The following is a 20,578-nucleotide window of genomic DNA, read 5'->3' as shown; positions in this document are numbered from 1 at the left end:
CATTGTCCATGAACAGAAGGAAGCTATTCAAAATTTTGGGAGCAGGAGTAGGCTCGTTGCCATTAATGGCTTATGGCAGAAACTACAACGAACAGTCGCCTCTCAAGCACCCGAATGACTTATTTGAACAATGGGAAGGGAAGTTCAGCGAAGCTGTCGTGAACGACGAAGCTTTCTGGCAAAGCTTCGCAGTAGATTTTTACGACATATCGCCCGACTTCATCAACCTGGAAAATGGGTACTTTGGCGTTCAGCCAATTCCTGTCAATGCTGCCTATCATCAGTTTGTCGACAAAGTCAACCGTGAGTCGTCCCGCTACATGCGAATGGACTACTGGAACGACTGGCAAATGGTGATGGACAGCCTCGCCGGTTTCACTGGTGCTTCCAAAGAAGAGTTGCTGGTCACCCGCAACGCCACGGAAGCTTTGAACATTCTGATCAACGGGTTTCCGTTCAAGGCAGGGGATGAAGTAATACTTCAACACCACGACTACCACAGCATGATTGAGGCCTTTCAAATGCTGGAAAAGCGGAAGGGTATAAAGCTCAAATTTATCGATGTGCCACTGTTGCCAAAAAGCGATGATGAAATAGTAAAATTGTACGAATCGGCGATTTCACCCGTAACAACCCTCGTGTTGGTTACACATTTGACCCACCTGACCGGACAGGTGCTGCCAGTGAAAAAGATCTGCGAAATGGCCCGCAACAAAGGCGTAGAGGTGATGGTAGATGCAGCACACAGCTTTGCTCACCTCAACTACAAGCTGGCCGACCTGGGCGCCGATATGGTTGGCGTCAACCTTCACAAGTGGTATGCCAACCCGCTTGGGGCTGGCTTGCTGTATGTGAAGAAGGAAAAAATTAACAAGCTGTCGCCCATGTTTGGCGATTTCACGCAAGCGGCTGACAGCATCAATAAACTGGGACACTTTGGTACGCTGGCCAGCCCGGCGCTGCTAACTATTCCCGTGGCAGGGAAATTCAATAACCTCGTGACGATCAAAGTTAAGCAAGCAAGGCTACACTACCTGAAAGCTTACTGGACCTCGAAAGCTGCTGCTATGAAAAGGGTAGAGGTGCACACGCCGCTGGCCCCTGGCCAGAGTGGTGCCATTGCTGCCTTCAGTGTTGCGGGCATAAGCGCCGACGATACAGTCAAAAGACTTTTGGATGAATATGGCGTATTTACAGTGAAGCGTCAACTAAAAGACCGGGAGGTAGTGAGAGTAACCCCCAATCTTTATAACAGCGTAGCCGACCTGAACAGGCTGCTGAAAGGCATCGAAGGACTTAGTCGGGGATAGTGTATTGTGTGCATTCATGAAGCACACAACAACTAACAAATTAGTTTTTAGGAATTGAGAACCTTATCGTGGTGCCTCGGCTTTGTTTGGAGATAATTTCGAACGTGCCGTGATGCAGCTTGATGAACTCTTTGACCAGCATGAGCCCCATGCCTGAGCCTTTTTCTTCGTTGGTGCCGGGGGTACTGGCCACATAGCCTTTATTGAGAATAATGTCGACCGTTTCGTTGTTCATGCCTACGCCAGAATCGGAGACTTCTACCACAGCGCTGTTTTCTTTACTTTCAGCATGGATATTGATGACGCCTCCTTCGGGTGTAAACTTGATGGCGTTGTTGATCAGGTTGCGTATCACCATTTCAATCATTGCCTTTCCTGCTTTCACCGGCAGGTGCTCATCGGAACTGGTGGTGATGGTGATCTTCTTCGCCTGGCTCGAGTCACTGAAAGTCTTTGTGAGGTCAAGCACACTTTCAGAGAGATCAAATTCCTGTTTATCAAGAGAAATGCCTTTCATTTGACTCTTCGACCAAAGCAGCAGGTTGTTGAGCAGTTCGTTGGTTTGCTCAAAGTTTGACTCGAGCTTCTTCAGCAAATCGTCCGATTCTTCAGGAGAGAAGATGTTGTGCCGGAAACCAATGATGGCGTTTTGCAGGTTGTTAAGGGGGCCACGCAGGTCGTGAGACAATACAGAGAAAATCTTATCTTTGGCCTGGTTGATTGTGGTGAGTTCTTCGTGCTGCGACTGGATGATGCCCATTTGCATGCGAAGGGCGTTGGTGCGTTCCGCAACCTGTTTTTCCAGGTCTTCGTTTTGTTTCCTGACCAGCTCAGACCGAGCCGCTTCAGTTTCGGCCAGCTCGTGTGATACCTTCAGCGACTTGCGAAAGTAATACACATAAAGCATCATGGTAGGGGCCAGCACCAGAAAAAGCGCCACTTGAACCAAATAGAGATTATTGATGGCCGCCTCAGACCGCTGAGCAGCTTGAAGTTTAATAGCATTCTCAAAATCATCAACGGCAATACTAAATTTTTCATACATTATCCAAAGTCCGTAACCCTGGTCAGCGCTAAGCTCTTTGATGAATGTGTTCATCTGGCCGTTAGTCACATTGTCCTTCATGCGCATTGACAGCGCTATATAGGCATCTAGCGAATCACGAAACTGGTAGAAGCTCGCCATGGGAAAGTTTTGAGTGAGCAAATCTTTCTCAACCAACTGAAACAAAGAATCTTTATCGGCAAGAGCCAGTTCCAGAGGCTGAAGGAAACGTTTTTCTGGAATGAGGGCGTAGCCACGAAGACCGATGTCGATGCCGTGAATAGTGCCCCAGAGAAGCTCCGACACGTTGCTGCGGATTTCTTCAGCGTGCTGGTGAATCTTCTGATTGCTATTGATGACTTGCTGGTTGTAGTACGTGTAGAAGATACTTAACGAAAGCAGGGCCGTAACAAGCGCAACAGGCAACCAGATGAGGTATGGTTTCTTATCTGCAGTCATAAGTAAAGTAGGTAGGTATAAATTTCAATAGCTGTCTCATACAAAGATAACGATCAAGTGTTTGATAAAAAATACGTCTCAGCGCCATATAGTAACCGGCAGGACAGCGTGTTATAGATGAACGAGATGCCTGATTCGATGAACAGCTGATTTGAAGTGAGGAAAGAATAGTGTAGTATTTGACAATTCTATTTAACATAATATAAATTATATAACAAACATGGTGATTTGCGCCCAGCTCTGCTGGTTATCATAAAATCAGTTATCGCTACGCAGTACGATAACGATCGGTTTTAGCACTGGCCGTGCACGATAAAGCAAATCACGAATCTCACAACGAATCATTTTTAGTAGAGGAACTTCAACCTACGCTACTGGCTGGCGCTGGCCGTGCCCTTTGCTCAGGCTATTAATAGTTTTTCTGCCAACGCCCTTTTTGCCCGCCGAAAATGGTTGGGTCACGCAGGCTGTGGCAACTGTCGACGCTAAGCAACAGCTCCGTACAGGAACACAGTTTCCTGCAAAGAACCTTCGTGAGATTTGCGTGTACGATATAAACCCAATGAGTTTTTCAAATATTGGATTGTCAGGCGGTCAGGTTTGATTTCAATTGTGCCTGACGAATGCTACCCATTTGTCAGGCGGTCAGGTTTGATTTCAATTGTGCCTGACGAATGCTACCCATTTGTCAGGCGGCTGAGTTTGATTTCAAATGTGCCTGGCGAATGCTACCCATTTGCCAGGCGGGCTGGGTTTGATTTCAAATGTGCCTGGCGAATGCTATGCATTTCTCAGCGCCTATAAGTGCAGCCAAACCACTTGCTTACCGACACTTTATTAGAAAGCATTATCAGACTATATTTATATATGAGCTCCGGGCGAATTAACATTTATCAGATGTATATGAATAACAATTACCAACTTGGTTTTTATGTTAGACGTGATTCATGGAAATCTGATAGAAAGGCAAAAGTTACCTGGATTAAGTTTGTGATTGAAGGTAAACCAATCAACAAAGGTAATCCTCCATATTTTGGTGGTTTTAAGAATCCCCCAGGTCACCCTAGAGCCGGTAAAATTATGGGCCCTAGACTTGTTAAGCTTGAAGCAGATTGGCTTGATGGAGGCCAAATGACAACCGATTCTGGAGGAAATTACTGTTGGATAAGAATTGAAAATTAACGTTTTACCGACTATTATTTATCTCGATATAAATGTTAAACCGGTTATATTAGATAGGTCGATAAGTTAGATTAAATACCTTAAACCTTTACAATGCCTGCTGTATTAAAACAATAAGAAATATTTACAAATAATTGCTTTAGGATTGATAAATGGGAATTGATGAAAAGATTCATGATAGTGTTGGTTGGTATGTCTACAATAGTAATAATCATATCACTCATTTCTTGTCGTAAAGAAAATAACCGAAAAGACCAAATGGAGATACCTCCAACTAATTTAAAGAAATCCTACAATCAATTATTTTTCCCACAAAAAGAATCAAAATTTAATTACGATAGTTTGATGACTAGTCTTAATAAAGAAAATTTATTATGTCATAGCTGCCTCGAATCATTGTTAAAAAAAGTATATCTCAGAGATCAAGAATTTAGAGATAGCCTTATGGCAATTGATAGAAAAGGAGATGAATGGAAATCAACGTCTTTTTGGAAGAAGATAATGCTAAATGACGAAATAAATAAAGAAATTGTTAAATACATCCTAATAAATAAAGGATATCCAGATACCCGGAAAATGGACTCCAAAGCACATGATGCGATTTGGTATACTTTGTTTCATAATTCTGATAGAGAGTTTTTAACAAAAAGCTTGTATTATCTAAAATTTGCCCATAATGATTCAATTATTTCATATCAAGACTATGCATTGTTAGTAGATCAAATATATGTAAGATGTGGCGAAAAGCAGATTTATGGAACCTATAATAGTTTCCGTAAGAGTGGAAATGGAATTATTTTTCCAGAGATAAGTCAAAGCATTGATTCAATTAATTATCACCGTGAATTAATTGGGCTAGTTAAAATTAAGTGATATTGTAAGAGTTGCTTAACCGCACACATTTCCCATTCCCTCAACCCTTCCCTCCTGCCCATCCCGATAGCCGTCGGAAGGCAAAAGATTGCTACCATACGTATCAAAATTCTTATGAGCGCATCTAAAAAGAAGGAAGGCCTGCGCCGACGAAAAAACTATTAACCCTACCCCTGAACTATTATCTTGCGAAAGTTGTCAAACCAAGGTCATTTATTATGAGGCGAAAAATCCCGGAATCAACGCTACCAAAACTCAATCGCTCGCAAATGATTACTTCCGAAGGCCTTCAAAAATTAAGGGAAGAACATGATCACTTGTGGCGAGTTGAACGTCCGGAAGTGACCGCTAAGGTTGCATGGGCCGCAAGTTTAGGAGATCGTTCAGAAAATGCCGATTACCATTACAACAAAAAACGTCTTCGGGAAATTGATAATCGACTTCGCTATTTGCGTAAGTGTATTGACGACTTTAAAATTATTGACTACCACCCCAACCAGGAAGGAAAAGTGAATTTTGGCGCCTGGGTAGAAATAAAAAACGAAGAGAAAGGTCTTCAAAACCGCCTTCGCATTGTGGGTTACGAAGAGTTAATAGGTAACAAAGAGTATATCTCTATGGACTCCCCAATGGCTAAAGCACTCCTTGGTAAAACTGTGGGAGATGAAGCTATAGTTAAAACCAAAATGGGTGATTTTGTATGGAAAATTCTTAAAATAGAGTATCAGAAGTAGTATAACCAAAATAGATCTCTGGAGCTGCTTTGCCAACGCCCGGGCTTACGCTGGCCGGGCCACGCTGGCCGTGCCCTTTGCCAATGGTATTAGTAGTTTTTCTGCCAACGCTCTTTTTCCCGCCGAAATGCCCGGGCCACGCTGGCTTAGCAACTGGCCGACACTAAGCAACAGATCCGTCGTGGAACAGTTGCCTGCAAATGAGCTTCGTGAGATTTGCGTGTACGATACGAAGATCTACAGCCAAACCACTTGCTTGCACGCTGCGCTTTCTGTCTCTTCGCTAAAACCACTCACTGAATGGTTTACTAACGCTCAGTCCGGCTCAAGCCGTGCGTTAAGGCGCTGGCGTAAACGACTGGGCTCTTACTTTTTTCAAAGATATCGGTCTTGCACGGCAACAAATCCGGAAACCGACCGAGTTTGCTTCCGTGAGACAATTGAATAAACCACGACACAATCTCTATTCACCAACCCCAACTCTGAACCCATCGGCATTAATTTTTATAGCAATGACGTCTGTTTGTAGCAAGTAGTCGATAGTTGGATCATCCATCTGACGTGTGCCGAGCATTACAATTTCTCCGCTCGGGGTGGCGAGCACCTCTCTAAATTGAGCGCTAGTGGCGTAAAAATATTTGTCCCAAACTAGTGCACCTTGGAGAGAAAATTTCACGCATCTCATGTTGTCAAAGAAAACGTATATGAAGCCGTTCAATTCTAAGACCCGAATACGGAAATCAAATCTTTCTCGATTGTATATAACATCCATGTTAATTTGTCGAGTCCAATTCACAACTCCTGATGCATCTACTCCAATGATGGCAATTTTATTTTCCTGCGATTTATAACTATTAATAATAAACTCTCCGTTACTGATGGAATTGAGCCCATTAACAGACACGAACGGTTGAAAATAATGAACGAATTCAAAGTCACCACCAATCTGACTAGCCATTATGAGTGACCTTGAATTGTCCTCATTCACATAGTAGGTGGCTACACGTTGTTCTCCAAGAAAGAAGTAGTTAAAAACAGTCATGTCATCAACGCCGACAAATTTTGTCTCACCCCCAACCAGTTGTCCGGTATTCATATTCAGGCTTCTTACTACAATATGTGACAGCGAATCGAACAACAAGAACGTATCATCGTCCTGTACAAGAATTTTGCGAGGAGACTTACCATAATTGAAACCGATTCTCCGTTCTAAGGAAAGGGTGGGACTGTATATGGCGAGTTGTTGGTTGTACCCCAAAACTAGTCTTCCAGATGTTGAGGCACCGAAGCCGTAGAATTCTGGATAGGTATCAAGGCTGATCTTACCATTAGTACCCTGTTGCTGCAATGATTCATTGATGGAAAGGACCTCGTAATCACGAGCACTATTCCCATAATAAGTACTCAAGAGTATATTATAGATTGTATCAGTTTTCCAACTAAAAAGGACCTTTTCTGCTCTACTCTGAGTGATATAGATCGGTGGAGCTATGGTAATGTTTAAGAGCGTATCGATTTTATACAAAATGCTGTCAATTGCTACATTAGCGTTTATTTGATATGTTCCGGGGCTGTCAAACGAGTACCGTTGACGGTTTAAACTCACCTCTTCCTGGTCGATAAAAAGATCCATCTTGCTAAAAGATTTTTGCCCCCCACCCTTTCCTTTTATTAGAAACTCCACCGGTACTCCGACGTAAAGTTCATTGTTACTATTATGAGGTTTTATTAAAAAATCATATGGTTCGATACCCGGATCGTCGTCTCCGCAAGAAAAAAATACTGCTATCAATATGATGTAGGTGAATAACCGTTTCATTGCCTGAGTTTGTAAAACTTGGTTGCCTCTGCCCTATTTCCGTAAGTAACGAGAAGGATATAAAGCCCATCGCACAGTTCACTAACATCGATTGAACCCAGAGTCAAATAACCGGAATCCACTTTTACACCGCTCGTAGATAAGATTGAATATTTGGTACCTGGCGCCAGGTTATTAACATAGAGAATTTGATGTGTGGGATTAGGAAAAATTTTCAGCCCAAGGTTCTGAGGGACACCTAGACTTGTTAATGTCGATTCCACTGTTAAGTCAAAATATTTTTCGAGCCAGCCACCACTGATGTGCTCAGCACGAATTTTTATCCTTAGTAGGCTCTCTGTCGTTAGTGCTTTTTTCAAAAAGAGCCTATCCCCATCAATAGTAAAATAATTATTATTTACTCCGTTGACTTCTTTAAGAGAGAAAGTGACTACGCTAGGGTCATAAGGGTCTGTGGTTGTGAAATAAGCAGCTTCCCGACCAATTTCCCATTGGCCCAATGAGTAATTGGATATATTAATATCGGTTAAAGGCAGATAGTCACAGTCGCATTCAATTGCTCCGATATCAATTACGCCATCAATCCGAGGGTTGCCTAGTGCATCCAATGGCAACAAGTACTTGGCATACTGGGAGTCTCCCTTGTCGATCGCAGGGCTATTAGTTGCTAGAGAAAAGCCGTCCAGAACTTCATTTATCCTAGGGTTTGAATTCAAATTGCCTTCGCCCCCTAAACCAATGTCTGAAGAATAGATATTATACTTGAAAACCCTTTCATCACTACTCTGCAGATCCTCGGATTTGGGCAGTGTGCCGTCTGAAGGGTAGTTGTTGTAAAATATATTGTTGACTATCGTGTATTTTTTAACTGCCCACATTTTAAACGCAGTCGAATTATTATCAATAAAACTGTTATTGGCAATTATCTGCACAGATGATTCGGTAAGCTCAATCCTAACAATCCCTTCATAGTCATTAGGGAAGAAATCATACGGATCATCATAGTGATTACTAAAAAAAACATTACCTGTTATAATATTATTTCCAAGTTCGAAATAGATCTGTCCACCGTTGTGCGTATATAAGTTGTTTCTAAAGAATATTGAAGAGGAAACTCCTGTCAGGGAAATAGCGCCAGAGTTCTTTGTAATGATGTTCTCCTCGAATGACGAGCTAGAGCTATAAATTAGTCCTACTAGAAGTGACCGAACCCTATTATTTTCAAAATGGGAGCCCTTTATTTGAAAGGAGGTTGAAGCCGAGTAAATTAGGTTACCAAAAATGTCATTATTGATAAACTCTGTTTCAAGAATAATGAGTGTGTCCGAGGCAGAAACATCGATGAGAGAGCCAGCTCCCTTGTTATCGTCAAATATTGATTTTTTTATTACAACTCCTCCAGCATTGCTCGACTCAATTGAGCAACCCTCTGATACCTGATTGAGGTCTCGTTTAAGGTTGAATCGACAATTTTCGAACGTCATAGCATTGGTACTTTCATTACGAAGTCGACCCACTAGGGTGTATCCATGATGTGAATGATGTGAATGGCCGAGCTTCTCAAAAATAGTATACTTTGCAGTGATCGCCCCGGTTTCATATGCGAATAACCCACCCCACCCGTATAAAGCTTTTCTCGGGCCTTGTGTCACCCACGAGGTGTCTGGAGCGGTTAATTTGACTGAGTCTTCAATCGAACCATTGATGAATAAGTTACCGTAAACATCTATAAAGTTTTGATCGTCAAACACCACTACCGTCCCAGAATTAATGGTGACAGTTACCCCTTGATCAATGATTAAATTCTGATTTACGTGGACTGTATCCGCTTCCCAAACTTCATCCGAAATGATATGGATTTGGCCACTGGCCAAATATGTCGAACTAATTAAAATTTTGAGGATAAAAAGAAACCGAGTGGCACATCGCAGCATAATATTCAGAAAAGGTAGGCAAAAATATCAAAAAGAGAATTATCCACAACCGGCAATATAATTTTCATTAGAAACGTACTCTTCCGCACTTGTTAATGCGAAAGGTGGCTTGTTAGATTTAACCAAAGAAAGCAGCAGTAAAAGGAGTTGACGCAATAGTAAATACCTTATATAACCCGCACGCATTTTCCATTCCCCCCTGCCCAAACTACGTGTGCCTAAGCTTAGGCAGTCAGGAATGGCAAAAAAGTGCTATCATTTATGTCAAAATTGAGATGTGTGCACCTAATAAGGAGAAAGGCCCACCTTAAAGAAAAAACTATCAATCCCGCCCGAAACCAAAGCTATATTTATATAACTAATATAATGATTTGCACCCAGGCAATTAATAGTTTTTCTGCCAACACTCTTTTGCCATCCGAATTAGCGTGCCCCCCGACTATTTTTCACCACCCTCACCTGATTTTGAATCTCGTTTTATTCGCTACATTTCGCTATGAAACGACCCTTCGTCATTTTGCTTCATGTGGGCTTTTGGGCCTGCTACTTCCTGCTGGTGTTTATTGCACTGGGCTTGTATTATCGGAGCCATCATGATGTGGGTCGCCTGATGAATGCGCTGTACAGTGTGCTGCTTTTTGCTGCTGTGCCGTCCGCCCTGTGCTTTTACTCCTACTACTATTTTCTGTTTCCCAGGTACCTCCAGAAGAAGAAAATTCTTCAAGCCATCTTTATCGGATTGCTGATCGCCATCCTGGCTGGCATAGTGGCCTATATTTTAATCCGCTTTTTTATTGAGACAGGCCGCATTTATGATATGGATGAGGGAGGACGGCATGGCAGATCCACGGCGCTTCAAACCATCGTGGTCATGACGGTCATTGGCCTGGTGAGCGGAGGCGTGGCCCTGGTGATGAAGGGATTTGTTACCTGGTTCAATGAGATAAAACTGAAGGAGGCTCTGCGGGAGAAAAACCACGAGATGGAGCTACAGCTGATTAAAAACCAGTTTGATCCCCATCTTTTCTTTAACACCATCAACAATATCGATTCGCTGATACTGAAAGACGCCGTGCTGGCCTCCGACTACCTGAACAAGCTGTCCGACATTATCCGATTTGTACTTTATGAAACCAGGGCTGATAAAATCCCACTATCGAAGGAAATCGAATACATGGAAAAGTACATTGCCCTGCAAAAAATAAGGACGGCCAATGAAACCTATGTCCACTTTTCGATAGCAGGCACGGTTGGCGATAAGGTGATTGCTCCCATGGTGTTTATTCCCTTTGTCGAAAACGCTTTTAAGCATACCACCAACAAAAAAGTGGAGAATGCCATTACCATACAGATCAGCATTGACGACGCCAACGTACGGCTGACCTGCAGCAATAAATACGATTCAAAAATGGCTCCTCAGGCACACGGGGGCCTTGGCAATGAGCTGATAAAGAAAAGGCTAAGCCTTATTTACCCTGGCAAGCATGAGTTGGTAGTGGATAACGACAATGAGCTATATTGTGTAAACCTGGCCATTCAACATGGATAAATATACCTGCGTGATCATTGAAGACGAGCCCCTTGCTTTGGAGAAAACAAAGGGCTTTGTAGAAAAAGTGCCCTTCCTGCATTTGAGCGCCACATTTGATAACGCCCTCACCGGCCTCGCCTATCTCAACAGCCACAAAGTGGATGTGCTTTTTCTGGATATCAATATGGACGAGCTATCCGGAATAGAGCTCCTGGAGAGCACAAAAATCAGCAGCCAGGTGATCATTACCACTGCCTACCAGGAGTATGCCCTGAAAGGTTATGAGCTGAAAATAACGGACTACTTGCTAAAGCCGTTTACGTTCAACCGGTTTATACAGGCCGTGAACAAAGCGCAGGAGAACCTCTCCTACCGCCATTCGGAACCGGCCCCGGAGTTTATGTTCGTGAAAACGGAAAACCGGCTTGAAAAAATCATGCTCAATGAAATAGTTTACATCGAAGGGATGCGTGACTACCGCAGGATCCATACGCCAACGAAGAAGATCATGACCCTGCAGAATTTCAGCGAGTTCGAAAAACTGATTCCGCCGGGCGTAATATGCCGGGTGCACAAGTCGTACATGGTGTCGTTGAGCAAAATTGTATCGGTAGAGCGTGGCCGCATCAGGATAGCCGACCAGCTGATACCGATTTCCGATACTTACAAGGACGTGTTTTACCACCTGATCCAAAGCAGGGCGTAGTTTCCCTATTTATTTCGCAGACTAAAAGCGGCACTATGCAGACATCTTTGCGGCTGTTGCATAATAAAATTTCAGGGCCCGTGCCGCTCATTTTCCTTTGTTAAAAATTAACCAAGGAACAATGAAAAAAACAATCAAGAAGGCCATCGTACTAGGTATGGTTGCCTTGTCCGGAAGCTCAATGGCTCAAACTATTGACAGTTCGTCGGCTCATATCACTTACAAAAAAGCGCCCGTCACGTACATGCATCCATTGCTTAATCTGGCAGCCACAAGCTTGAACCACGAAAAAGGCAATAAAGCTATTGGTGGCAATGAAAAGCCAGTCATGTCTCTCCAGGCGGGCCTGGCTTTTCAGGGTGGCATCTCTTCCCATTTTTCAATGGTGTCGGAGGTGTACTATATAGTGAAAGGCGGTGAGCTTGGATCGTACAACCCCCTGACCACTGAGAATGGAACGCTGCGGCTGCATGCAGTAGAGGCACCCGTGCTGGCCAGGTTTCATTTTGGTAAATTCCATGTCAATGCAGGCCCCTCGCTCGCCTACAACTTCGGCGGCAAGATTAAGTCGGATGGAACGTCAACCAAAGTGTCATTTGATGGTGACGAGGGACTTAAGCGGCTTGAGGCAGGCGTTCAGGTAGGTGGTGGACTCACCTTTCGCATCAAACAAAAGCAGTACGCTCTGGATGTGCGGTATGCTCATGGGCTGACCAACATTGCTCACAACGATCAACTGTACAACCGCAACCTTAACATCAGTGTGTATTTCATCCAGCCCTGGAAGTCAAATCCGCTTGCCAGATAACCGGCACCCAGTGCATTGATCTGACTGTAACAAAATTCAAAACTGATGAAAGCATTAGATTCAAACAGAAAAGCTTCGCTGGCGGCGGGCATACTGTACCTGCTCACCTTCGTATCCGCCCCTACCCTGGCGCTTTACGGGTCGGTGCACGATGTAAACTACGTTGTCAGCTCATTTCCGGATACTTCCGTTCTCATCGGGGGTATCCTGGAGATCGTGGTGGCACTCACCGGCATTGGCACGGCAGTGGCACTTTATCCGGTATTGAAAAAGCAAAACGAGGGCATGGCACTGAGCCTTGTCGGCTTCAGGGTGCTGGAGGCGGCTACCATCTTTGTCGGGGTGATGTTCCTGCTTACGGTGGTGGCACTGCATCAGTCGGGTGCCGGGGCCGGGGCATTGGATATCAGCCGTACCCTTGTGACGATGTATGACCGCATGTTTCTGATAGGCCAGAGCTTCATGCCTGCCATCAACGATGTTGTGCTTGGCATCTTGCTCTTCAAGTCCCGCCTTGTGCCCAGAGGGCTGTCCATCATTGGGATCATTGGCGGGCCGGTGCTGCTGGCGGGCACCTTTTCGGTAATGTTCGGCCTGATCGGGCAACGGGATCCCCTGGCCGGGCTAAGCGCTGTGCTGGTGGCTGGCTTTGAGCTTTCGCTGGGGATTTACCTGATAAGTAAAGGGTTCAAACCGTCAGCTATAGCGAACCTTGCGCCACAGCCTTTAAAACCCCTGAGGTAATCAGCAGAAGGTTCAATAACCCGGGCAATGCAAAAATAATGTCGCATTGAGCTTTCAAAAAAAACGTGGGTTTCGACAGGCTACCGATGACGTGTTACTAAGCTTTCCAAAGAATGTGTGGATTTCGACACCGACCTGGAAGGGGCTCAATCTGATACATTCTTTTAACATTTCGAATCATGTCATCTCAATTTTTGCGGTGGCCCAATTGTTACCTCTCAACCTGACACATTTTTTTGAAGGCTCAACCTGGCATGAGTTCAGGGCTTTTGAAACAGGGCCATCCTTTTGCCCAGGGTTCCTTTTAAAAAAGACTAACACATAATTAAATTTTGACGAATGAAAGCTGTCGTTTATGACAAATATGGTTCACCCGATGTGCTTGAACTAAAAGAAGTGGATAAACCAACCCCAAAGGAAAATGAGGTTCTGATAAAGATTTACGCTACCACGGTCACGGCAGGCGATTGGCGCTTGCGAAAAGCAGACCCCTTCCTGGCCCGGCTTTTCAATGGGCTATTTAAACCCAGGCGGGTGAAAATACTGGGCTTTGAGTTGGCCGGGGTCGTTGAAGAAGCCGGAAACAAAGTGCGGGCCTTTAAAAAGGGAGACGCTGTTTTCGCCTCTTGTGGCCTGAGGTTTGGCGGTTATGCCGAGTACACCTGCCTACCCGCCAACCATTTGATGGCCATAAAACCCTCGAACATGACCTTTGAAGAAGCTGCTACGGTTCCTGTCGGCGGGTTGACGGCCCTGAGGTTTTTAAGGCAGGGAGGCATCAAACCTGGCGACAAAGTATTGATTTATGGTGCATCAGGCAGCGTAGGCACCTTTGGTGTGCAACTTGCCAGGGCTTTTGGGGCAGCGGTGATGGGGGTGTGCAGCACGGCAAACATCCCGCTGGTTGCCCAGCTGGGGGCTGAGTCCATTCTGGATTATACAAAAGATGAACACACAACGACGCCTGAACGCTTCGACATTGTTTTTGATGCCGTGGGAAAGGCGACTAAATCGCAGCTCCGGCATTTGCTGAAACCAGCCGGAAAGTACGTTTCCGTAGCCGGCAATGCGAAGGCAAAGGATGATGATCTGACAGTGCTGAAAAACCTCATTGAGGCCGGAAAGCTGATCACAGTCATTGATAAACGATACAGCCTGGAACAAATCAGGGAAGCGCATTCCTATGTGGAGTCATTTCGAAAAAAGGGAAATGTGGTGATCAATGTGATTGCTAACGAAGGGCGTGCGAGCTAGAAGAAAGAGCTTTTTTGACTGAAAAATGTCAGGCAACAGGTCCATAGTGGAGCTGTTGCCTGCAAACTACTCTGGTGAGAATTAAATGTGCGCCCGGTTGTCGGTTACTGTTTACCTATGTACTCTACGTTGTTATCGGGGTCTGAGATTCTCAATGACCTGAGCATCCACCCAATAAGGTTTTCCTACCCAATTGGTACTTCCATCTTCTCTAACCTCCCACTCTCCCCTCGAAAAAAATAGATATTTCCCATCGTATGTTACCGATGGGGAGCTTTCCTGGAGTTCTGTGTTTATCTTACTACCCATGTTTATTGCAGGTCGCCAGGAACCATCTTTCGCTCGAAAACTGATATAGATATCCGAGCCACCATACCCGTCTTCTCTTTCAACGTCCCACATTAAATAGGATTCATCCGGAGCAATGTAAGGATGCGCAATATCTATTCCTGTATTAATTTCTGTACCCATTTTGACCGGTGTTTCTTGTTTGCCGTTTATGAAACCAGAATAATAGATAGAGCCATTTACCCCACTATCATTCTTTTTATAAACAGCAAAATAATAGGTTCCTTGGGATGAAATCGACATACCATGTGCCTGATCTTTTAAGAATTCACCCAGACTTTTGAGTTCAGACCACCCTGTTGCAGTTCGTTCGCTATACTCCTTTCCAAGGTACATTGTATTGCCATCCTCAGAGAATCCTGGCCATTTTATATCAGTCTCTGTTTCGTTCCCCCATTTCCCATTTTCATATCGAATAACAAAAAATGTACGTTGTTCATATTTTCCATTTTTCCTGGTGAAATAGTATTCCTTCATATCTGGAGAATGCTTACCACCTTCAAAAAGTCCTTCTGGAGAAACAATGTCAGGAGCAAAAAGTACAGGAATTAGGCCCGGTGGCTTTTCTCCAAAATAGCGATCTTCTAAGGGCGGTTGGCTGGTATCGTTTTCAATTTTTTCTTGAGCAAGAGCTGCATTGATTGAAATGAAAAATGCCAACATTAGTAATTTGATTGCTTTCATCTGTATAAAATTTACTTTTTAGCGGCCAGATGGAATAGCCAAAACCTTTTGGAAGCGATAGTCGACTATTCTCCGACTTTATTCATCCGCTGGGTATGGACTTTCCTTATGGCTATTTCATGTTTGCTTCCTTTTTTTTGCTGAGTTGTTATTAGGGCCTGAGAGTCTCAATGATTTGTGCGTCAACCCAGTAGATGTCCGTATTTCTGCCGTCTACCTTTCTATTAAACAAAAGGTATTTGCCGTCAGGGGTAACGGTAGCATAGGCATCCCATTGAGCAGAGTTGACCTTGTCACCCATATTGATAGCAGGCCCCCACGAATCATCTTTTTGTCGGAAGCTGATGTAAAGGTCAGAGTCTCCATAGCCCCCTTCCCGCTCGCTATCCCAAATGAGGTAGCTTTCGTCCGGCGCAATAAATGGGTGAGCGGTCTTTTTGCCTGAGTTGACCACAGGCCCCATTCTCGCAGGCTCCTGGTGCTCGCCATCTTTGATGGTCGAAATGCGAATCGCATCATTGCTTTTGTAGTCATCAAAAACATAGGTGCCCTTTGCGGATGCCGACAGGCGCATAATCCCCCAGTCTTCCCGGTCAAACATGGGCCCAAGGCTTTTGCGCTCCGACCAACCGTCGTCCACACGATCTTTGTACCCTTTGGCCATGTACATGCGATTGCCATCGGGCGAGAAAACGATTTCACCTTTCCGCTTGAATTCAGTGTATTTCTTCCAGACATTGTTTTCCTGCCGGAAGCCAATAACGGTTGGGTGGAAATTGTCAGGGTTGTAGCTTGTGTATTCACCGAGGTCTCTCGTGAAGTAAAACTCTTTCATACCCGGGGCAAAGACGCCCTCTAGCTCCCAGCCTTCTTTGGAGATGATACCCGGAGCAAATGGTTCTGCCACCATGCCCGGAGGCTTTTGACCCATATAGGGCCCCTCCATGAGTGGGAAATCAGAGTTGCCTTCCATTTTTTCTTGAGCAAGCCCCGTACTGAGAGAGATCACATTCGCCAATAGGAACATTTTCGTGATCCGCATTCCTCTCCTATTGTTGATATGTTTGATATAGTTGAGTAAAATGGTCATAAGTTGAGATTGAGTTTTTGAAGGGTATACATCAAAATTCTTGTGAGAGTTGTTGATGTGCATCGTTTAATTTGCCAACTGCTCTGTGGGTTAATGAACTACTCAAAGAAGCCATTTTATAATGGTTTCTTTACGTCAGTAAAACCTTATCAAATGAATTTGAGATTGTTACGCTGTTTTCTTTTTGCATTGATACTTGTGACATCTTGCTCCCAAAGTCCCGTTTTCAAGAGGTACGAGACGGTATTCAAAATAGGAGATCAACAAGAGTGGGCTGCAAAAAACTGGAATGATGAGGGCTGGAAAAGTGGAAGGTTTGTAGTGGATGGCGGTCGGGTTTTCTGGTCCCGAACTAAAATTGACATTTTGAAGGCTCCGGAGTCATTGCATCCCTATGGCCTTCAGTTACATGCATATGGTGAGTATGAGGTTTTTTGGGATGGGGTAATGATTGGGAAAAATGGGAACCCCGGGCAGGAGGCTTTGCTTGGGCCTGAAGGTAAAATGTGGGCTACTTTTAGCATTCCTACTCACCTGACGGAAGCGGGAGAACATTTATTGGCCTTGCGATCGAGTCTCCATTATTTTTCGAATCACACAAGAATAGAAGAGCTGGGCATCGCTTATTATGATGATTTATTAACCGACAGGCTCATCGAATCTTCCTATATGCATCTTTTTGCAGGAGCCTTTCTCATCGCCTCTTTCTATTTTCTTTTTCTGTTCCTAAGTGACAAAAAGGAGTATGCAATGCTAATTTTTAGCATAAGCTGCTTTCTCTTTTTTCTCCTGATACTGGCGGAGTTCATTAAGGCCTATGTACCCATTCATTACAGTCTGCATGTCATACGTTTACAGATCATAGGCATTCTGATGCTCGGTATTTCTTTTTTGATTCCGCTCTATTTTTCCATGCAGTTTCCTTTCCCCAAGCGAAAATTGCTGCTGATCATTTACGCCGGAGTTCTATTGTTCATTTTCCTTTCAAAATATGATTATTTCGAATTGACGGCCAATAATATGACTTTAAGCATGTGGCTTTTTTCTTTTGGGATAGCGGTGTTTGGGGCTTACAGAAAAATGAAAGGCGCTCGTCTCGTGCTGCTGGCGCTACTATTATCCGTGCTTATAAGTTTTGTCGCTTCCTTTAACAAAAGCCTGTTCGCAGGTTTCAGTCTTATTCTCCTCAGCATGTTCTATTTGCTTTCTCTCAGAATCAAAGAACAGCGGCTGGCTTATGAAACTTCGCTTGTTCAATCCACACGCCTGCGTTTAGAACTGCTAAAAAAGAACATTCAACCTCATTTTCTAATGAATACTCTGACCTCATTAATAGATTGGGTAGAAGAATCTCCCAAAAAAGGAGTGTTGTTCATAGAAGCCCTAGCCAAAGAATTTGATCTATTTAATCAGATAGAAGATCAAACACTGATCCCTATTGCTCAAGAAATAGCGCTGTGTCGTACCCATCTTGAGATTATGGCGTACCGCAAAGAAGTCAACTATTTCTGGGAAGAAGAAGGCATAGACCTTGCACAAAAAATCCCACCTGCCATTCTTCACACGCTATTGGAAAATGGCATTACGCACAGCTTGCCTTTGGAAGACAATAGCATCAAATTTAAGTTGGTATTTGAATCGACTAGTCAGTACAGGTGTTTTACCTTTTTGACGTTTGCTGCTGGTGTGCGGCAACCATCGAGAGACAGAGATGAGGGCACAGGACTGAAATACATAAAGGCTCGCTTGACAGAAAGTTATCATTCGAATTGGGATTTCACCTCCGAACCGACAACCCATGGTTGGAAAAACGTCTTAAAAATATACGCTTAAGGAGATGAATGTTTTAATCGTTGAGGATGAGTCAAGAATTGCCAAAAGAATTGAAAGGATGACCCGTGACATTCTTGGCAACAACTTACACTCTCTCACCCATATTAACACACTCCATGAGGCATTAAGATTTATTGAAAATAGCTCATTGGATCTCGTTCTGCTGGATTTGAATCTTAATGGTGAAAGTGGTTTCGACCTACTGACAACAGCGGTTTCTGGCTCTTTTCACACCATAGTAGTTTCCGCCTACAAAGACCAGGCAATTACGGCTTTTGAATATGGGGTTTTAGATTTTGTACCTAAACCCTTTAACAGAGATCGGTTGGAGCAAGCCTTCAATCGGACTATCACTAAAGAAAAAACGAAAGCGAATAAGGTTAAATTTCTAGCTGTAAAAAAGAGACACAGGATACAGTTGATACCCGTTGAAGATTTACTTTTCATTAAAGGTGCAGGAGTCTATACCGAACTCTTTCTGACAGACGGAACAAAAGAACTGCATGATAAATCACTCGAAAAGCTGGAACAGCTATTATCGCCTACTTTTGAACGTGTCCACAAATCATACTTACTGAAGATGTCTGAGGTAAGGGAAATTATTGTGAAGCCTGGCAGCAAATATATGGCCGAGCTTAAAAATGGCGTACTTATCCCTGTTGGAAGAACTAAATACAAAGACATAAAGGCGAAGTGGCTTTAAACACCTGGTTGATACGGAAAGAAAAACCTCGAACCAATTCCCGTGACAACGACCGCAATTTTTTAGCATCCCTCCGCTCTGGGGACGGCATAAAGCACGTTGCCTGATACAGATAAATTGAAGACCTTTTCTCCGATAGAAGCACGCACCAGTTCCCATGTTTGCCCTTTGTCGGCTGAGCGAAAAATGCCACCAGGATGACCGCAAAAGAGATAGTCGCCCATCTGAACAATGGAGGTAATGGACAGGCTTGCCGGAAGGCCTGCATCAATGGCCTGCCAGGTTTCACCACCGTCGTACGACGTTCGCACTCTTCTGGTCTCCGACGCTGTGTTGTAAGTAATGGCAGCAAAGCCCCCATTGATAGCCTCAACAGCGATGCCGACACCACCCTCACTGATTACCAACTCCCAGTTTTCTCCACCATCGCTCGACCGGATGATCCCCTCCTGGGTGGTCGCCATCAGCACACCGTTTGACTCAACCAAATTCATTGCTCCGGTATGGACCTGGCTCCAGGTTTTACCGCTATCGGTGGACTTAAAAAGGCCTTTGTCGCTGCCAATGAAAACTGCTCCCCCATCGCTTTCAAATATGGTGCGTACCTGTTTCTCAGGAAAGTTGGTATACATAGGCCACCATATACTCGTTGCGTTTTTTCTTTTTAGAAATTGGCCATCCCAATAATTGTATGCATATATCCCAGTCTTACCAGGGGCAATGCTGCTGTGTTTGTCGGGGAAAATCTCTTTTTTCCAAAATGGAGCTGTCGAATTTGGGGCACTGTGGTAGAGCTCGTTCTCTGCACTCAAATAGAGCCCACCATCATTTCCAAAAAAGCCACCTCCCTGCACATTTTCGGGCAACCCTTCGCTGATGTCCTGCCATGTTTGTCCGCCATCGGTAGATTTAAAAACGATGTTGGCAACTACCGACTTGTTGCTATTTAGTTTTTTAGGGCTCTTTGTGACCGGGGTTGATAATGCAAAGTCCAATACCTCGTTGCAGGCAAAGGTGAGTGGGAAAAGGAGCAAAAGAGAAAGGCTGCGGGTTTTCATCTGTATAAAATTTAATTTTTAGCGGCCAGATGGAATAGCCTCTACCATTGAGGAATGGATATTTAGTCTCGTGACCGATTTATTCATTCCGCTGGGTATGGCTTTCCTTATGGCTATTTCATGACGATAAATTGCTTTGGTGAAACAATGTCGTGAAGGTATTGGGTGTCCATGACCTGGCAGCTTTTCAATTGTAAAACGTTTGTAAAATGATTGTAAAAGCTCCCCGTAATACTCAGATGTGAAGCGGGCGATGAATTGGAGCCATGGCAAGGTTTGCGTTAGTTGTGCGGTGCAGGCCATGAAGGTTCCCATTTTAGAATACCTCATCCAACCACCTTAATTTCTTTACATGTTCATTTTATATGTAAAGAAAATGGCACTTTTCTTTACATGTTTTGCTGACATGTAAAGAAAACATTATTTTTCTTTACATTTTGGCTACGCTCAGAAGCAGGTCAAA

General features: G+C 44.0%; 17 protein-coding genes. 11 read left to right on the top strand and 6 right to left on the bottom strand.

Features of this window, described 5'->3' with window-relative positions:
• Positions 1-8 precede the first annotated feature (8 nt).
• The gene (locus GC130_RS02195) at positions 9-1,310 is read left to right on the top strand and encodes an aminotransferase class V-fold PLP-dependent enzyme (RefSeq protein ID WP_151996615.1); all 1,302 of its coding nucleotides are present in this window, start codon (positions 9-11) and stop codon (positions 1,308-1,310) included.
• Between the two features lie 40 nt (positions 1,311-1,350).
• On the opposite strand, the gene GC130_RS02190 is transcribed toward GC130_RS02195, so the two are convergent.
• On the bottom strand, positions 1,351-2,814 hold the full coding sequence (locus GC130_RS02190) for an ATP-binding protein (RefSeq protein WP_151996614.1): 1,464 nt from the start codon (positions 2,812-2,814) through the stop codon (positions 1,351-1,353).
• Between the two features lie 903 nt (positions 2,815-3,717).
• Between GC130_RS02190 and GC130_RS02185 the strand changes: the two genes are divergently transcribed.
• From GC130_RS02185 to greB, 3 genes are all read left to right on the top strand, one after another.
• The gene (locus GC130_RS02185) at positions 3,718-3,996 is read left to right on the top strand and encodes a hypothetical protein (protein ID WP_151996613.1); all 279 of its coding nucleotides are present in this window, start codon (positions 3,718-3,720) and stop codon (positions 3,994-3,996) included.
• Between the two features lie 162 nt (positions 3,997-4,158).
• Positions 4,159-4,869: a DUF6624 domain-containing protein gene (locus tag GC130_RS02180; RefSeq protein ID WP_151996612.1), complete on the top strand. Its 711-nt coding sequence runs from the start codon at positions 4,159-4,161 to the stop codon at positions 4,867-4,869.
• A gap of 218 nt (positions 4,870-5,087) precedes the next feature.
• Positions 5,088-5,603, top strand: coding sequence for a transcription elongation factor GreB (gene greB, locus GC130_RS02175; protein ID WP_151996611.1), 516 nt, complete (start codon positions 5,088-5,090; stop codon positions 5,601-5,603).
• Between the two features lie 463 nt (positions 5,604-6,066).
• Here the strand turns inward: greB and GC130_RS02170 are convergent, their stop codons facing one another.
• On the bottom strand, positions 6,067-7,422 hold the full coding sequence (locus tag GC130_RS02170; protein WP_151996610.1) for a hypothetical protein: 1,356 nt from the start codon (positions 7,420-7,422) through the stop codon (positions 6,067-6,069).
• Positions 7,419-9,296, bottom strand: coding sequence for a right-handed parallel beta-helix repeat-containing protein (locus GC130_RS02165; protein ID WP_193217737.1), 1,878 nt, complete (start codon positions 9,294-9,296; stop codon positions 7,419-7,421). Before GC130_RS02165 ends, GC130_RS02170 begins: the two co-directional genes overlap by 4 nt.
• A gap of 556 nt (positions 9,297-9,852) precedes the next feature.
• On the opposite strand from GC130_RS02165, the gene GC130_RS02160 reads away from it, so the two are divergent.
• The 5 genes from GC130_RS02160 (at position 9,853) to GC130_RS02140 (ending at position 14,399) form a co-directional block, all read left to right on the top strand.
• Positions 9,853-10,905 (top strand): sensor histidine kinase, encoded by a 1,053-nt coding sequence (locus GC130_RS02160; RefSeq protein WP_151996608.1) that lies wholly within the window; start codon positions 9,853-9,855, stop codon positions 10,903-10,905.
• A complete protein-coding gene (locus GC130_RS02155) occupies positions 10,898-11,593 on the top strand; it encodes a LytTR family DNA-binding domain-containing protein (protein ID WP_151996607.1) in 696 nt (231 codons plus the stop codon). Before GC130_RS02160 ends, GC130_RS02155 begins: the two co-directional genes overlap by 8 nt.
• 121 nt (positions 11,594-11,714) lie before the next feature.
• Entirely contained in the window at positions 11,715-12,401 is a 687-nt protein-coding gene (locus GC130_RS02150) for a porin family protein (RefSeq protein WP_151996606.1), read from the top strand.
• 45 nt (positions 12,402-12,446) lie between these two features.
• Positions 12,447-13,145, top strand: a complete 699-nt coding sequence (locus GC130_RS02145; RefSeq protein WP_151996605.1) for a DUF4386 domain-containing protein — start codon at positions 12,447-12,449, stop codon at positions 13,143-13,145.
• A 339-nt stretch (positions 13,146-13,484) separates the two neighbouring features.
• On the top strand, positions 13,485-14,399 hold the full coding sequence (locus GC130_RS02140) for an NAD(P)-dependent alcohol dehydrogenase (RefSeq protein ID WP_151996604.1): 915 nt from the start codon (positions 13,485-13,487) through the stop codon (positions 14,397-14,399).
• A 132-nt stretch (positions 14,400-14,531) separates the two neighbouring features.
• Here GC130_RS02140 and GC130_RS02135 read toward each other — a convergent pair whose 3' ends face one another.
• Positions 14,532-15,431 (bottom strand): hypothetical protein, encoded by a 900-nt coding sequence (locus tag GC130_RS02135; protein ID WP_151996603.1) that lies wholly within the window; start codon positions 15,429-15,431, stop codon positions 14,532-14,534.
• 151 nt (positions 15,432-15,582) lie between these two features.
• Positions 15,583-16,521, bottom strand: coding sequence for a PD40 domain-containing protein (locus tag GC130_RS02130; RefSeq protein ID WP_201568472.1), 939 nt, complete (start codon positions 16,519-16,521; stop codon positions 15,583-15,585).
• A gap of 153 nt (positions 16,522-16,674) precedes the next feature.
• Here GC130_RS02130 and GC130_RS02125 point away from each other — a divergent pair, with 153 nt between their 5' ends.
• Together GC130_RS02125 and GC130_RS02120 are read left to right on the top strand one after the other, a co-directional pair.
• Positions 16,675-18,354, top strand: a complete 1,680-nt coding sequence (locus GC130_RS02125) for a histidine kinase (protein WP_193217736.1) — start codon at positions 16,675-16,677, stop codon at positions 18,352-18,354.
• A gap of 4 nt (positions 18,355-18,358) precedes the next feature.
• Positions 18,359-19,057, top strand: a complete 699-nt coding sequence (locus GC130_RS02120) for a LytTR family DNA-binding domain-containing protein (protein ID WP_151996601.1) — start codon at positions 18,359-18,361, stop codon at positions 19,055-19,057.
• Positions 19,058-19,119: 62 nt separating this feature from the next.
• Here GC130_RS02120 and GC130_RS02115 read toward each other — a convergent pair whose 3' ends face one another.
• Entirely contained in the window at positions 19,120-20,115 is a 996-nt protein-coding gene (locus GC130_RS02115; RefSeq protein WP_151996600.1) for a sialidase family protein, read from the bottom strand.
• Positions 20,116-20,578 lie beyond the last annotated feature (463 nt).

Origin of the sequence: Imperialibacter sp. EC-SDR9 (assembly GCF_902498805.1) — a bacterium.
In the GTDB taxonomy this organism is placed as follows: Bacteria; Bacteroidota; Bacteroidia; order Cytophagales; family Cyclobacteriaceae; genus Imperialibacter.
Note: the sequence above shows the minus strand (reverse complement) of the source record. Positions and strands in the feature narration are given on the sequence as shown.